The organism is Cytobacillus oceanisediminis, from assembly GCF_022811925.1.
Classification (GTDB): domain Bacteria; phylum Bacillota; class Bacilli; order Bacillales; family Cytobacillaceae; genus Cytobacillus; species Cytobacillus oceanisediminis_D.
Window position 1 is genome coordinate 4,898,383 of record NZ_CP065511.1, and the last position, 15,097, is coordinate 4,913,479.

The 15,097-nt window shown below is 36.4% G+C and carries 24 protein-coding genes; 2 read left to right on the plus strand and 22 right to left on the minus strand.

Translation table 11 applies throughout. The annotated features are described in order from the left end of the window. Positions 1–70 precede the first annotated feature (70 nt). The 21 genes from IRB79_RS24640 to IRB79_RS24740 form a co-directional block, all read right to left on the minus strand. The gene (locus IRB79_RS24640) at positions 71–538 is read right to left on the minus strand and encodes a hypothetical protein (protein ID WP_243505792.1); all 468 of its coding nucleotides are present in this window, start codon (positions 536–538) and stop codon (positions 71–73) included. A gap of 82 nt (positions 539–620) precedes the next feature. Beyond that, on the minus strand, positions 621–1,208 hold the full coding sequence (locus tag IRB79_RS24645) for a phage tail protein (RefSeq protein ID WP_243505793.1): 588 nt from the start codon (positions 1,206–1,208) through the stop codon (positions 621–623). Further along, entirely contained in the window at positions 1,208–1,645 is a 438-nt protein-coding gene (locus tag IRB79_RS24650) for a hypothetical protein (RefSeq protein WP_243505794.1), read from the minus strand. The genes IRB79_RS24645 and IRB79_RS24650 overlap by 1 nt, the downstream gene beginning before the upstream one ends. Continuing rightward, on the minus strand, positions 1,635–2,039 hold the full coding sequence (locus tag IRB79_RS24655; RefSeq protein WP_243505795.1) for a hypothetical protein: 405 nt from the start codon (positions 2,037–2,039) through the stop codon (positions 1,635–1,637). Before IRB79_RS24655 ends, IRB79_RS24650 begins: the two co-directional genes overlap by 11 nt. Next, positions 2,032–2,382, minus strand: coding sequence for a phage head closure protein (locus IRB79_RS24660; protein WP_243505796.1), 351 nt, complete (start codon positions 2,380–2,382; stop codon positions 2,032–2,034). Before IRB79_RS24660 ends, IRB79_RS24655 begins: the two co-directional genes overlap by 8 nt. Then, entirely contained in the window at positions 2,369–2,674 is a 306-nt protein-coding gene (locus IRB79_RS24665; RefSeq protein WP_243505797.1) for a head-tail connector protein, read from the minus strand. Before IRB79_RS24665 ends, IRB79_RS24660 begins: the two co-directional genes overlap by 14 nt. A gap of 8 nt (positions 2,675–2,682) precedes the next feature. Beyond that, positions 2,683–2,895 (minus strand): hypothetical protein, encoded by a 213-nt coding sequence (locus tag IRB79_RS24670; RefSeq protein ID WP_243505798.1) that lies wholly within the window; start codon positions 2,893–2,895, stop codon positions 2,683–2,685. Between the two features lie 31 nt (positions 2,896–2,926). After that, positions 2,927–4,138 (minus strand): phage major capsid protein, encoded by a 1,212-nt coding sequence (locus IRB79_RS24675; protein WP_243505799.1) that lies wholly within the window; start codon positions 4,136–4,138, stop codon positions 2,927–2,929. 39 nt (positions 4,139–4,177) lie between these two features. Beyond that, the gene (locus IRB79_RS24680; protein WP_243505800.1) at positions 4,178–4,903 is read right to left on the minus strand and encodes a head maturation protease, ClpP-related; all 726 of its coding nucleotides are present in this window, start codon (positions 4,901–4,903) and stop codon (positions 4,178–4,180) included. Between the two features lies 1 nt (position 4,904). After that, positions 4,905–6,050, minus strand: a complete 1,146-nt coding sequence (locus IRB79_RS24685; RefSeq protein ID WP_431833452.1) for a phage portal protein — start codon at positions 6,048–6,050, stop codon at positions 4,905–4,907. 30 nt (positions 6,051–6,080) lie between these two features. After that, entirely contained in the window at positions 6,081–7,730 is a 1,650-nt protein-coding gene (locus IRB79_RS24690) for a terminase TerL endonuclease subunit (RefSeq protein WP_243509651.1), read from the minus strand. Continuing rightward, positions 7,723–8,232: a P27 family phage terminase small subunit gene (locus tag IRB79_RS24695; RefSeq protein ID WP_279401039.1), complete on the minus strand. Its 510-nt coding sequence runs from the start codon at positions 8,230–8,232 to the stop codon at positions 7,723–7,725. The genes IRB79_RS24690 and IRB79_RS24695 overlap by 8 nt, the downstream gene beginning before the upstream one ends. A 155-nt stretch (positions 8,233–8,387) precedes the next feature. Continuing rightward, a complete protein-coding gene (locus tag IRB79_RS24700) occupies positions 8,388–8,555 on the minus strand; it encodes a hypothetical protein (protein WP_243505802.1) in 168 nt (55 codons plus the stop codon). 14 nt (positions 8,556–8,569) lie between these two features. Beyond that, positions 8,570–8,899, minus strand: a complete 330-nt coding sequence (locus IRB79_RS24705; RefSeq protein ID WP_243505803.1) for an HNH endonuclease — start codon at positions 8,897–8,899, stop codon at positions 8,570–8,572. Further along, positions 8,896–9,096, minus strand: a complete 201-nt coding sequence (locus IRB79_RS24710) for a hypothetical protein (RefSeq protein WP_243505804.1) — start codon at positions 9,094–9,096, stop codon at positions 8,896–8,898. Before IRB79_RS24710 ends, IRB79_RS24705 begins: the two co-directional genes overlap by 4 nt. Positions 9,097–9,570: 474 nt before the next feature. Further along, the gene (locus tag IRB79_RS24715) at positions 9,571–10,113 is read right to left on the minus strand and encodes a site-specific integrase (protein WP_243505805.1); all 543 of its coding nucleotides are present in this window, start codon (positions 10,111–10,113) and stop codon (positions 9,571–9,573) included. After that, on the minus strand, positions 10,110–10,571 hold the full coding sequence (locus IRB79_RS24720; RefSeq protein WP_243505806.1) for an ArpU family phage packaging/lysis transcriptional regulator: 462 nt from the start codon (positions 10,569–10,571) through the stop codon (positions 10,110–10,112). The genes IRB79_RS24715 and IRB79_RS24720 overlap by 4 nt, the downstream gene beginning before the upstream one ends. Positions 10,572–10,664: 93 nt before the next feature. Next, positions 10,665–11,381 carry a BRO family protein gene (locus IRB79_RS24725; protein WP_243505807.1) on the minus strand — a complete coding sequence of 239 codons (717 nt, stop codon included), beginning with the start codon at positions 11,379–11,381 and terminating at the stop codon, positions 10,665–10,667. Positions 11,382–11,529: 148 nt separating this feature from the next. Next, on the minus strand, positions 11,530–11,964 hold the full coding sequence (gene ssb, locus IRB79_RS24730; RefSeq protein WP_243505808.1) for a single-stranded DNA-binding protein: 435 nt from the start codon (positions 11,962–11,964) through the stop codon (positions 11,530–11,532). Positions 11,965–12,027: 63 nt separating this feature from the next. Next, positions 12,028–12,363, minus strand: a complete 336-nt coding sequence (locus IRB79_RS24735; protein ID WP_243505809.1) for a hypothetical protein — start codon at positions 12,361–12,363, stop codon at positions 12,028–12,030. Positions 12,364–12,433: 70 nt separating this feature from the next. Further along, positions 12,434–13,108, minus strand: coding sequence for an Ntn hydrolase family protein (locus tag IRB79_RS24740; protein ID WP_243505810.1), 675 nt, complete (start codon positions 13,106–13,108; stop codon positions 12,434–12,436). Positions 13,109–13,315: 207 nt separating this feature from the next. Here IRB79_RS24740 and IRB79_RS24745 point away from each other — a divergent pair, with 207 nt between their 5' ends. Next, complete coding sequence (locus tag IRB79_RS24745; RefSeq protein WP_221877901.1) at positions 13,316–13,474, plus strand: aspartyl-phosphate phosphatase Spo0E family protein; 159 nt, start codon at positions 13,316–13,318, stop codon at positions 13,472–13,474. Positions 13,475–14,075: 601 nt separating this feature from the next. Here the strand turns inward: IRB79_RS24745 and IRB79_RS24750 are convergent. Further along, positions 14,076–14,246, minus strand: coding sequence for a hypothetical protein (locus tag IRB79_RS24750; RefSeq protein WP_243505811.1), 171 nt, complete (start codon positions 14,244–14,246; stop codon positions 14,076–14,078). A gap of 425 nt (positions 14,247–14,671) precedes the next feature. On the opposite strand from IRB79_RS24750, the gene IRB79_RS24755 reads away from it, so the two are divergent. Next, positions 14,672–15,091: a hypothetical protein gene (locus IRB79_RS24755; RefSeq protein ID WP_243505812.1), complete on the plus strand. Its 420-nt coding sequence runs from the start codon at positions 14,672–14,674 to the stop codon at positions 15,089–15,091. Positions 15,092–15,097 lie beyond the last annotated feature (6 nt).

The window sequence follows — 15,097 nt, forward strand, 5'->3', positions numbered from 1 at the left end:
TCCATTCCTTGGCCAAGAACAAACCAAACATATTTATCCTCCACGCACTCAAAATCAAGTTGTGGAGGCTTTACTTTTTTTCTTTTGAACTTGGTTTTTTAGTTGATTTTCGAAGGCCTGCAGCAAATTTATTATTGGAATCACCAATGGAGGATTTTAAAATTTCCATATAAAGAGTAAGAGTTTCCGTATAATCGCCATGGTATCTCTGAAGAAAATCATCAAGAGTATATTCGGATTTTGGATTTGCTCCAATAAAGGCTAAATAGATTACGTTTTGCATTTTTTCTTCTGAAAGATCATCGAGTAAGCTTCTGGCAGCTTCATCATCCTCTTTACCTTTAACATTCTTTTCGAGTCCTAATAAATCCTGAATCATACTTGAATCAATGATTCCTAAATCGCGTCCGCGTCTTAAGGAGTGATTGCTCAAAAAAAGTGGGTATTTTTTTTCATTTTCAACCACTTCTTTAAACTCACCTTCAATCTCCACAAACTGAATATCTTTCAACACAACTGAATGAATTTTTTTAACCATCTAAACCCTCCTAAAATAAGTAATTTAAAATAAAAAGAACCTACTTTAAGCAGGTTCTCAAACAGTTTTTGTATATATCGTTTTAAGGAACCGGTACTGCTTCCACTAACTCTCTAGAAAATGCAGTGTGCCATTGCTGCGCCACAGTTGTATCATCCAACTCCGGAACGAGAGCTTCATAATAAAACTGGCCAGCACTATCCGGAAGAACAGTAAACTCTAATTCAATTTGTGCCACTTCTTCCGCTCCATTTTCGATGGACTGAATTTTTAGTCCCGTCGAACTTGTGACAGCTGGGAAGGCAATCAATTTTGTTACATCTTCAAATTCATCGACAACATCACCCGTTAATATAAACTCTTTGCCCTTTGAACTTTGGCCATATGAATAAACACCAGGCTTTAAACCCGTATTGGAAAGTCCAAATACATCTCGCAATACAGCCACAGGAAGATGACCTGTATAGGTTAAGTTCATTTTTTGAGGTTTTGCCAGCGACTTTTTAGTCATTCCAGCACACCTTTTTTCAATAACAATACTTTCTGTTTCCCCTTCAACAGACCCTGTGCACCCAAAAGACCTTGCGCCTCCTGATGTTCCACCGTCCTTAAATTGAGCATTTACATTTTTAACCGAAACAGCATCAAAATCAGTAACCACTGTAGCCACTACAATTCCTCCTCTATTCTTTTGATTAAATCTTCTTCTAAAACATCAACTAAATCTGGCGTACCCTCTTCTAATCCTCTGGCCATAAATTCATGAGCAACCGGGTTACTGCTTCCACGCCCTTCATCTGGAAACACAAGATAGCCAAGAGATCCTCTTTTATTTGCTGCCCCACCTCTTGATTTTATGGTGACGGAGAGGTTACCAAGTTCTTTCTTATGCCACACTAAGTTTCTGGCATGGACCTTATTTCTAATCCCTCTTCCATTAGGATTTCTGGAAATGGGAATAAGGCTTGTAATTCTAGGGACAATAGCTTCCTCTGTTCTCTCCGCCAAAGACTTATTCATGGTTTCTTCTGCTTTGTCACCAAGCCTTGAAATATTCTCCTGGAGTCGATCAAATTCTAAATGGTTAAAGTCAAAATCAGCACGCATATTTAACAGACCTCGTGAAATCAATGGTTACGACATCCACATAACGATCCATGTTCGCAACTTTCATTCTGACCTTCCGTGTTCTTCTAAAACTAACCGTTGGGACTGCATCGATAATCGTTATAATATCAAGGAGAAATTCATCAACATCATCACGATCTTCTGAGTAGTACTCAACAGAAAATGCTTGCGTAAGAATAGCAGCAGAATTGGATGATGGTGAAAAGTCTCCCATGATTAATATGGCAAGATGATACTTAGAATCAATAAAGACTTTCTCCTCATCTTCTGCAATTTCATCTTCAAACAGAGGGAGATTAGGAAAGTTCATTTTTAAGCCTTCTACAATCTTTTTTTTCTGTTCAAGCATCTTTGCTTTTGATTTTTCATTCACTCTTACCACCAACCTTCTGAAGGTAAAAGAACAAATACAATTTGGAAGCATCATGATCTACATTAATTGATTCGTATTCTTCACCATCAATTTGAATCAATAATTTATTCTTATTAATTTTTCTGAAAGAAGGTGGATAAGGAGTCTTCACTTTTATATCAAGCTTTGAACCCGACGCATTGGCGAGTTCATAATCACTTTGCCTGCATGACATTTCGCGATAATATAACTTGCCTTCAGCTGTGAAAACCTCCCCAATCCTCTTCCCAGTTTGTGACCGTTGCGTGGTTTTATGTCCGTATACAAGTACTCCGTCATTAAAGGTTTCTCTATACTGATCCATCTTCAATAACCACCTGCTCAATACCAACCTTAAAAATCAACCGGGAAAGCTCATGTTGAAAATTCCCTTCAAACTCATCTGCTGCATTGTTATATACATACCGGCATCTTTCCAATAACAATGTTTTGGGTTGGCTTTCTTTTGAAAAATCAAGAGACGCCCCGCATAATTCCTGCAGGTACGCCTCCGCTCGTTGGATAATCTTTTTTAAATCCGTATCCTCATCAGCCCAAGTAATCCTCAGAGTACTTTTCAACTCTTCCAGAAGGACTCCTGTCAGTTGATCATCCATTTGACTACCTACTCTTTGGAATCAGACTTAGAGGATTTCTTTTTGCTTTCCTTTTTTATTTCGTTACCAAGAAAAGCAACCTTATATTCATTTTCATCCTTTTGCAGATAAGCTACACGTTCCGGATCAGCATTATACGGCTCTTTCGGATATGTCTCTCCTTTTTTATACAAGGTGTTCTTATGATCTTTTTCATAAAAATCATGAATTACTTCATACATGTGAATCCCTCCAAATATTATTATTGTTTTATTAAGGTGTTGGTGTAGTAGAACCAATAGCCGTGATATCAAATACAGTGAATGAATCTGCGTCTAATGGCTTCCCGTTTGCCAGCTGTCGGATTAGGTAAAGGCGTTGATCTTCAATCATACGTAAAACATCAGTTGATTCCAGCTTCTGATTTGTAGCAATGCCCATAAAGTAATCTTTTGGTTTACCTGCAATCATCCGGTTTAACGGCACAGCAGGCGATTGAACCATTGTTAAACCTGGAACAGAGAAATTATCATAAGTCCAAGTACCATCATCTTTTTGCTTGGCTCCCAAAGCAAAGAACTTAGCAGCATAATCCAGAGGATTGACGATCAATGTGACTCCTGTGTATCTGCGTGTCCCATTTTTTGTTGTAGGTGCTAAGATCTCTTTCCCGATTGTTGCTGGAGTAAAATCACTTAGAGTTACAGGTGTTTTAAGTGGATACTCTCCTCCAACAACTGCTCCGTTTAAATCCCGTGTCATACCAATTGGCTGCTTATTTCCTGTGCCATTAACCACGACGTTTTCTAACTCTTCAGCTACTACTTCAGCCATGAAAGTCCGTACATATTTATCAAGCCAATCAGGCCCTAACTCGAACATCGCTTTGGAAACTACCAGGAATCCACTTAACTTGAACATTCCCATTTCCACAGTGTAAAAACCTTCATCGACCATTTCTTGAATGGCTGCAGTTACATCACCCCAAAATGCTGCAGAAGCACCAGGACGGCGAAGAACCCACTGTGTCACTGCTCCGGTTGTCTGCATGTTAATTAAAGATAACAGAGGATGCTCTTTCTCTAAATCTTCAAATACACGCTGAAAAACAGTAGGAGGCATTAATTTATGAACCTCATCAAAGGACTGTGCTTCTATGGCTGCGTTATAGAACTTCTTTTCCTCGCTTGTAAGAACGCGAATTCCACGTGAAGCAAGAACTTGAGCATCCCAATTTTCATCCTTTGCCTGCTGGGCTTCTTTGATGATGGAATTCATCATATCCTGGATGTGTACCATATTGCTTTCCATATTGGTTACAATGCGCTCCGCTACAGCTTGGGCATCTCCCTTTTCAAATGCTTCCTGCATTGCTGTAATTTGTGCTTCTTTATTTTCAATGACAGATCGGTCAAGATTTTGAACTCCTGTACCACCGAACAATTGAATATTTAATGGCATTAGAAATCTTTTTGGGTTTTTCATTTTGTCATTTCCTCCTATTTTTAGGCAAAATAAAAACGCCTATTGGCGCTTGAAATTATCCAGTATACTCTTAGCAACTATTTTTCCATTGCCATCGTGAGCTACTATTGTTGTTTGTTGATTTTTGTTTCGGAATTTTTGAAGAATAGAATTCTTAAATTCTTCAGGGTCTAACTCATCATCTTCCTGAACATCATTTACTTTATCTGCAAGGCCTAATTCTACAGCCTCACTTGAAGTAAACCATGTCTCATTTTCGATTAAAGTTTCAATTTCAGATCGGTCCCCCTGGTAACGGGTCATATAGATATCTGCAATCGATTTATCTATACCTTGTAATGCATTTAGTGTTTTCTTGATGTCCGCTTTAGTTCCCCAAGTAAATGTAGACGCTTCATGAATCATCAGCATTGAGCCAGTATTCATAATCAATTCATCCGCTGCCATGGCTATAATGGATGCAGCTGAAGCCGCAAGTCCATCTACGTAAACTATGACTTTCGCTGAGTGATTTTTTAATTGATTATAAATTGCTATGCCATCAAACACATCACCACCAGGACTGTTTAAGTGAACTGTCAGTGTGCCTGATGTGACAGTTTTCAAGGCGCTTTCCACATCCTTTGCAGAAGTGGACTCGCTCCACCATGACTCCCCTATATCTCCATAGATGGTCAAAGTAGTATTATCCTCTCCAGCATCTGCTTTGAATTGATGATTCACTGACGCAAGATGATTGTACTTTTCATTTTTAAATCTCCTCAACTCATTCACCCCCTTCCAATCTATCTACATCTTCAACCATTTGATAATTCTTAGTAACAAATCGTTTATTTGCCCAAACCTCATTAAGTGGCTCTCTTCCTAAAAGCTCCAAGTTATCATTAATGCTGTTTACACCAATCGCAAAGAACTTGTCGGCAGCTGTAGCCAGATTAACAATATCTAAGATTTTTATTTTAGAAGTATCAATTTTTATATAGGACCTTTCAAGGTACTCCTCTTTCCGGAAGATTTTCCTATTAAATTCAGCATTAAGGAGATTAGCAATCGGCTTAATACAAAACATCAGGAAGCTATCCACCTGCTTTTCAATATCTGCAAGATCTCCCTTTAATAAAGCCTTCGGCACATGGAATCCCAAAGCAGTAAAGTCGAAAATATCATCAACTAAAGCACGAATATCACGGCTGTTAGCTACAGGATTTCCTCCCTTCCCATTGCCGCTCATGTCTTCTAGTGCAACATTTTCACCTATATGCATCATGGCCCCGGCTTTATCAGCCTCTAACCAGGCTTTAAATTGCCGATTAAATAATTCATTGGCAGCTTCTTGTTCCTTTTCATTGTGAGATTTCAAAAACTTTCCTTTAACCAGGAACCTTTTGGCATTCGCCCTTTTATAAATTCCCATGGCTGAAGAAAGGATCTTTCCATAAGACTCATAAAGAAGATCTATCACTTTACGAATATTTTCATCACTTAGCTTAAAATGCAGGACTTCACTTTCCATAAATATTTTGTTAAAGGTAAACTCTCCAACCTGAACATTTTTGTAATAATTTTCTTTCATGGCGTACTCAACGGTTTCATAATCATCCGCCACATAGAGCATACCATCCTGCATAATGACCAGACATTCATTGTCATAACATAAATGATGAACAAGCTTATGAAGAAACTCTGATGAATTTTGATTTTGGTTGGGAGATACATTGAATAAATAATAATTATTTTTTCTTACCTGTACACCCTTTTCAAAGGTCTGAAATTCACAAGTAGAGATGGCATTAGCGATTAGATCAATGCATGTCTCTATAGCAAGCTTTTTATACTGGTATTCCAATATTATATCTAAGCTGATTTCGTACCCGGATAGAGTACCATCCTTAAACAACAGGCCCTTAAACATATCTGTCCATCCCAATTCATTCACCCCCTTCTAGAACGTCGTTACATTAAACATAAATGGATCAAATGGTTCCGATTCAAATAATTGATCATCAAGGACCAAACTATGCAGCAACGCAAAAAAACCATCCGTTTTCCGTTTCTCTTTATCTATTTTCAAATATTCCACATTGCCATTTGCTCTTTCTTCTTTATAAACATTATTCACGTACCAACGCATAAGGGGATCATCCCCGAATACAATTTCCTTTTTAACAAACATTTCTTCAACCAAGGGAGCAAGCATCCCATGAGTCGCTGGTCCTCTTCGAACTATTTCAACTTCAAAACCAGCTTCTTCAAAAGCATCTTTTAAAATAGTTGAACGGTATAAGTCCATGGCTACTTTTAGAAAATGATACTTTTGAGCTTGTTCAACAAACCAATTTACAACATGCTTACGATCAATCGAAGCTTCATGGACAACAGTAAGCAGCCCTTTTTTTATTGCAAGTTGAATAATATCTTTATTGATATCTTGAAGCTTAGGTGCTGTGTGATGCATGAAAGTATGTTGTTTAAAATACCGCTTACCTTCATGCTTAAATAAAGCTCCAACTGAACAAAAGTCTCGTATTTGCGCAAAGTCAACGGCACCGATGCACTCAAACCCTGAGAAATCAGGAACCGGCTGTTCGGTAGCAAGAATATCTTCATAAGTTGCAACAGCTTTTCGAGTATCTTCAACAGGACTGTTCATCCTTTTTGTCATGAACTCAATTCGAATAGCTGCATTCCTTTGCATTTGGGAATATTCGCTCTTCATCTTTCTTAATAAAACCTCATTGTAAGGTAAAGATGGATTAGCTTTTGCCCAATTGTTTATATCTTCTACTTCTTCAGGCTTGTCCAACTTGCATATGAATGGTAATAACGAAGACTCATCAATTCCGATTTCGCCGTTCAGGATCATTTTTGCCTCATCTTTTAAATCATCCAAAGGACCGCCACGGACATTTCCATCAGTTGATATATGGAATTCACGATAATCCTGAACCTTACCCCCACCACTTGTAAACACCTTGATCGTATCGTAATTGTCGTATTCGTGTTCTTCATCGAATATCACACAGCCTGGACGTTTACCATCTTTGGTTCTCGCATTTGAAGTATTATATTGCATTGAACTCTTTGTGGAGTTATTTCTGATTTCAACTTTCGAACGATAAAAAGCTTTCTTTAAACGCTTTAAGTTTTTTTCATCTTCTAGAACATTGTAAACATCCAGAAATGAACGCTTCGCTTGATCCTCACTTGTAGCAACAATATCAATATCATAGTTTGGTATGCCATGCTGCTTAGACAACATAAAAAATGAATTGTAAGAAAGGTATCCATTCTTTCCGCCACCGCGTCCCATGTATATGAAATACCGATTGAAAACCAAGGTATTGTCAGATTTCCAGCGCAAACCAAAGATAAAGACATTTACGAACTTTTGCCAAGGATAAAGACTATAAGGAAAATATTTTGCTGGTATCTCAATACTATTTTCCACCATCTCGGCATCAATATAGACATCATCACGCTCTAGAATTTTCTTAACATAATCAATCAACAAATGCTGCTCTTCGCACGCAGGGAGCTCTCCTGATTCAATAAGATGGAAGTAATCATCGATGAACGGATGGGAGTTACACATCGTCACCTGAACCATCTCCCTTGCCTATCTCTGTTGCCTTAAGGCCAAGTTCGGAAAGAATTTTTAGCATTTGAGCATTCGTTTTATTAAGTTCAGAAATACTATCGTTCTTTTTTTCACTCACTTGCTTCCCGTTAGTCCATAAAACTACCACACCACGACGTTCGATATCAGCAATTAAATTATTCTTCACGTCCCACATGGATAAGTAATCATTAACAAGATCTATATAATGTGCCTGGGTAGCCCCGGACTCTTCAAGCTGCCTTTTTAAATCTGTCTCGATCAGCTTTCTTTGTTTGGAAATTTGAGGTTTTTTCTTGTGTGCGACTTCCTTGGGATTTTGCATACTTTTCGGTTTGTCCGAAATTATTTCCCGAGACCAATCATACCTTCTCTTCCATGATTTGACGGTATTGATAGAAACGTCATATTTCTCTGCAATGTCCTTGTATTTCATGCCTTTCACATAATCCTCATGTGCTTGCTCAATGTAGTTCACGCACCCTCACCGCCTCCTTTTTTTCGACATAGAAAAAAGGGTGCTGTTTGTGTGCACCCCCTATCACGTGAGAATTTCAAAAAATCTTTTCTCCGACTTCCTCTCCCCGTTGAACAGTTCTCCTAAAAATGTTCAAAATTTTTGACCGGGGGGTATTATTTTTTCAAAAATACTTCGAGCTTTTCTTTTTCATTTTCAATTTCTTTTAAATGATTTTTTTCTGCTTCCAATTCCGCCTGTAGCTGCTTAACATGGTTGTTATGCATTTCTTTTTCTCGTCTTAATCTTTCCAACCTATCCTCTACCAATCTTTCAACGTACATATTGTTCTCCTCCTTTACCATCTTTCTTCGTTTACGAATTTCTTTCCTTGCTCCTGCAGATGAATACCTATCCGATCATGAACTTTATTGTGACAAGGATTACATAATGATTTGAGATTAGATAAGGTCATAGCAAGATGAGGATATGGCTTTACTTCTTTAATGTGATGGACACATTCTGCTTTATGGTACTTACCATTCTCTTTACACATCTGGCATTCATAGTTATCCCGCTCCAAGGCTTCGACTCTAAGTGTTCTCCATTCCTTAGACTTATAGAATTTCATTAACTGACCGGACTTGATGTATTCTATAAGATGTTCACTCGTGGACACCAAACTCATTTCCTCCTAACTGATCCTCTCACCCTTTTGTAAGTATCGCGGTTAGTTCCCATCAGTATAAGTAAATCCCTTTGGCTTAGCAGCTCTTGTTGCTTAGCTATTGGTTTTGATTTCTTTTCCTTCTGATTCCTTGATGTATGTCTTAGTTGGTTAAACTTACGAATCTGTTCTTTATTTAAATGATCAGCAAACTTCATAAGCTCACCTCTTATCTCCATAGAAAAAAGACGCTGCTGGACCCAATCAGCAACGTCTTTATGTACAGATTATCCGCTCTGTACCTGCGCACTCTTTAAAACACCAGGCAAACACCATCTGCCATCGTCCCGCTGTTTCCGCAGCAAGATTGGATGGCGACTTAAATTTTGTCGTTAATATCATATTAGCATGCTTTAAACAAAATGAACTGCCATTATCCTGCCAAAAGTCTGCCACAATCCTGCCAAAAGTCTGCCACTTTTCCTAATCTCTTCACCTTTCCTCATCAGTGTAAGAATCCAATGCTAGATCATCCTCTCTGAATTACCCATATCTTAAATACTGTGGAATTCACCCATAGCCTGTAACGCTATATTTATCAATGGTTTAAGATAATCCTTAAAAATCAATTCCACACTTCAAAAATGAAGGGAATTAATAAAAACAAATAAAAAAATAAGCTTGCTTCAGCTCTAAATTTTGAAACCTTTCATGGCCCGATCCATCTCATCCTGGTCAATGCCGATGTACCCTAGTGTGACTTTTGGGTCTGAATGATTAAATATTTTTTGAAGGATTGCCACATTCTTATATTGCTTGTAGAAATGATAACCGAATGTTTTTCTTAATGTATGTGTTCCAATATCATCTAAATCAACTTGATCTGCAGCTCGCCTTAATATTTTGTAAGCCATGCTCCTGGTGATTGGCTTATTCACACCTTCTCTGCTTTTAAATAAGAATTCATGATCTTCTCTTCTTTCGATGTAATCTTTGAATTCCTTTCTAAGCCCAGGAGTCATTTCAATACGCTTTTTCTTTTGTGTCTTCTGCTCAATGATATTAAAGTATGGCTTCTTAGCATCGCTCACTCTTAATTGCAAAATATCAGAAATCCTTAATCCGCTATTAATACCCGTAACGAACAGCATGTAATTTCTCTCGCTGTCCTCACGTAAAAATCTCTTTATTTCCCTGATTAATTCAGGATCTCGAATAGGTTGGACAAAATTCATACCTCAGCCACCGCCTGCTTTTCATGATAAACAACTAAATTCAGAGCAAAGGCCAAGCGATAAAAAGCCTTGGATTTATGACGATGATACGTCCTTTCACTCATGTGCAAATCAGAATATACCTGATAATCAAAAATATCATCTTCAGTCATATACCGCCTTATTAAAATAGCTCTCTCTTTGTATGCCAAGCGATTAACAGCCATTGATACCCTTTTAATAAATTTACTTCTTTCTATTTCATATTCAGCATTATTAATTGCTGTAGTTTCAGTAGAAGAATGAAATTGATTGCTGAAGGCAGGAAGCTCCAAGGAGAAATTTTGAGTGACTTTTGGAAGTTGGTTTAATTCCTGTGTCAGGAGCATGATCCGATACTTTTCCAAAGCCTCCTCAACTTTTATTTTTGTTTCTTCTCGATTAATTTTCTCTAATTGAAATTCTAACTGTTCTTTCATTATTATCTACCCCCGCCATTTTCAAATAAAAAAGACACTGACAAAACAGCACTAAACTGTTCAATCAGTGTCCTCACGCTTTCGGTCTTGGACTTATGAGACTAGCTTTTTCATTAATATCCGGAACGTTTCTTTCCCTTTAGGTGTTATCAAGGTTTGAACATCCGCCCGGCCATTCCGTTCATATTCCTTTAACTTAAATATTTCTGGTACGAACTTGGAGTATGGCTTTAGCTTACTTTTTGGATCACGATATAAATATTTGTTCTCTAATAGCCATTTAACAAACTGGCGCTCACCTACTTCCAGTTCCTTGGCTGTGTCTCGGAAATTAGTCAATAAATTACGGTCTACCAGAGCATCGAAGTAATCAGCTTTCGGCTGCATAAGAGATATTTGTTCATTTTGCTTACGCACTGTCTCTAAAGTCGCACGAAACATGAGTTTTGTTTGATCGTCAGCATGAGGAAGATAAGTTTGCAGGAACATGTCCTCATTCGAAACATACCCACCGGTTTTTCGAATAGTCGGGAGAACATCGTGAGTAACCCATTTCTTAAACTTTCTCGCCTCTGCTTTTCGGCTAGTTAAGATTAATGAGTAAAGCCCGGATTCATTGATTAGCCATGTTTCCCGGTTTTGACCTGATAGGAATATTGTTCCCATCAGCTTTTCATCATCATCCAGCCTTTCAACTGCTTTGCTGACCTGGCTATGATCTAAGATTTCACAAACATCTTTCGCGACAAACCAGACAGTATCTTTTTTTACAACCGACCTTAACACTTTATTATCAAAATTAAACTCCACGATTTCCCCTCCTTAATAAAAGAAAAAGGACACTAATCACGTGCAAATCAATGCAACATAATCAGTGCCCTCACGCTTTCGGTCTTGGACATATTTGGATTTATTTACATTATACTACAATTTTTATTGAGTTACACATTCTCCATTTCTAAAATGGAAGATCATCATCACTAATACCTGAATAATCATTGTCAGGAAAGGGATTGTCATTCCGATTGTTGTTATTATAATTCGCTTCCTGTTTTTTCGGGCTATCGCTATCCCTTTTAGGCTCTAAGAATTGAACTGAATCTGCCCGTACTTCTGTTATATAAACACGTTTTCCATCTTGACCTTCGAAATTTCGGGTTTGTATCCTGCCGTCTACTCCTGCGAGAGAACCCTTTTTAAGAAAATTGGCAACATTTTCAGCCGGCTTTCTCCAGATCTGGCACTGAATAAAGTCCGCTTCTCGATCGCCTTGCTGATTTGTAAAGGACCTATTCACAGCAAGAGTGAAACTCGCTACTGGTACACCATTAGGAGTATATCTTAAATCAGGATCTTTGGTTAAACGGCCCACAAGGACCACACGGTTCATCAATATTAACTCCTCCTCAATATATACTTGGCTAAATACTCTGTATAATACAACACTCTATTTAATTTAATTTACTTTGACTCTAACTTCATTCACGCGTTCAATTTTTCTGCGTACTGACTTAATTGAACGACCTAATTTAATAGCAGCTTGATATTTTAAGAGTTCACCACTCATCACCTGTTCGATAATTTTCATTTCTTCTTCCGTCCAAGGTTGATACACACGCTTCGGGCCTTTTTTATTAAATCGGTCAGCCTCATATTTGACCACTTCAATATTCTCACCGCAACTAGGGCAGAAATACTTCCTTGGTCTTCCGTTTTGCTTTTTGCCAAAAGTCTGGAATACAAAGGTGCAATCCTCACACAGCCAGTTCTTAATTTGTCTTCTATCTATCATTTATTAACACCTTCTATCTTTTGTTTCCTATACTGGACTAAAGTTATTTGCTTCTTATGATCCAGATACTTTAGAACAATTTATCATCATCATTAAAGAAATTGTTAGAATAAATTCGCTCTGTATTAACTAAAACGCCATCATCTTCAACTTCGAATTTATAAAAACCTTGTGTAGATAAATAAACAGAATATGTTGATTGACTTACTTTTTTATTATCTATGTTTCTAATTGCTTCAGAAAAAGTTAAAACAAAGTCCTCAACATTTTTGAAGTTAGCAAATTGCTCTATCTTGTACCCCAAATATTTTTTTACTTTCTCTTCTTCAGTCGGAGGTTCCACCTTAAATGCCATTTCAAAAGATTTTATTTCATCAAATTCTTCCCCTTCTGAGCTGGTACCAAAGAAAAAAGGCTTTTCTTCTTTGTCAAATCCTCCAAGAAAAAATATTATAATGCATTTTTGATCAGGAAATTGTTCTTTGAAGATCTTCATATTCTTTTTAAATAACAACACTGCTCTTTGGTAAATTTTTATCGGGTCATTATTGTTCTTTGCAAAACTTCTAAGATCTTTCAATGAAGAGTTATACACATTACCTTTACCTACACATCCTAAAATTACTTTTTCATTAATAAAACTATTTTTAATATCATCAGAAGTTTCACCGTTATTAAACATTGCTCTTTTATCTGCAGTAAATAAAACTCCATCACTGAATTTCATTCCTATAAAAGCTGTCATAAATTCCCTTCCTCCTACAAAAAAATAATTAATCTGCACTTATGCTTATTACTTATACTCAAATGATACCTTTTAAATAAACAAAACCTACCTTTTGTTTTATAAATTTCTTGTCGTTTAGAGACAAGTTTTGTCGAAATCATTCATAAATTTCCTTTAATCTGTAATAATTGTTTTTGAACTTTTATCATTTAAAGGAGCAAATTAATGTGTAATTTCTGCCGAGAGCTTAGCAAAAAGATTCAATTTTTTAGAAAAGCACTGATTGAAACTGGTATCACTAAAGGATTGAAACATCCTGAGACAATAAAATATAGTCAGATGTTAGACGAACTAATTTTTAGGTTCCAGTCCAAATGTAAGTAATAACATTTAAAGAACTCATATTATTGACCCCGATTAGGGATTTTTATTTCTTAACTCCTCTATCATTTTGTTTCACCAACATTTTTCTCCACTAGTCTTTAAAAAACTTTAATTCTATAGTACTTTTGATATACTGAATAAGTTGTTTAATTTGTTTATTTATCAGGGGAAATACAATTTGAGCTTTATGAAAAAGTAAAAATAATTCTAGCTTTAATTTTAGGAACTATTTTCATCGAAGGCATTCTAGCAATACAACTTTTACGTGATAATGAATTTAGCACCTTTATTTTTATGATTTTAGTTTTACTAGGTTCAATTATCATTGGAGCGATTACAATTAATAATAAGAAAAGTTTCTAGACTATCTATGGGAAGGCTTATACTCCATTAACCTTCCTCAAAAGACATCTCTTGCAACATGCCATTGACTATCATCCTTAGTGAACTTAATTGATCAAAAACGCATAAAACTGCTTAACTTGGACAAACTACCTGCACGAGCAAGGCCAGACGCCATAACCCCATGGTAAACCCCTATAAGTTCTGGTCCTTGCTCGCAACACAATGCTTATTTTGTTTCTCAATATCTGCGTAACATTTACTTGTTTTTATCGTATCTTTTATACCTTTCAATCTCTTCATTTAATAATTTTAGGGCATCATCATCACTTTTGAATTCTAAGTGACCCAATAAAATCCATAGAATAGTAGTTTGCCGACCATCACTTAATTTTTTTAAATCATCTTTCATCGTTTCCCATTTATCCATTAATAAATCTCCTTTCAAATATGCACATTAATTGTTAAGAACGATACACAATTACTCTTTTGTTAATTACTCACACAATCCATATTGACTGGAACAAGTTTTCCTCCAGATAACATTTACCGTGTCCATTAGCTCACTTCCAATCTAGTAAACTTAATATTCTTTCAAAACCAAATTCCTAGGTTGAAAATTATGGTATAATTTTCAAATACTACATAGAAGTGAGGTTTTGTATATGCCAGAAATTAAATGGGGATCCCCAGTGAGTTTAGCTTGTTTAGGTGTATTCTTAGGCGGACTTGGAATCTTTTTTTATGCAATATGGAGTACTTTTTTGTAAGCAGACTATTTTAGTCTGTTTTTTATTGGAAACTTAATTATTCATGTGATCATTTTTAAGATTCATATTTTGCTGAGGTGTTTATGTGAAAAAATTTCTGAAAAAACTTCTTTTAATGCTACTTGCTATTTTAATTTCAGCTCCCCTAGCACCTATAATTATGACAATAGTTGAATTTTTAACGGGTGAACTTGAAAGATACGATATTTGGGGAGAACTATCTTTGGTTGCAATTTTCTCAATTCCTTTTTACATAGTTTTAGGAATCCCTGTAACTATAATAATTGATGCCCTTAATTCCAAAACAAAAGAACCCTTTGGTTTGGAGTCTTATTTATTTCAATTATTTTTATATTCTTTATCAGCAATTGCAGTAAATCTTTTGCTTTCCCCTCCTAATTATAGGGAAGCAGTAACTTTACTTTTCTCAATACCGGTTTATACATACTTCCATGTTTTGTTTTATTTGAGAAAACGTAAAGCAGCTAAATCTCTTTCGATATAATATTTC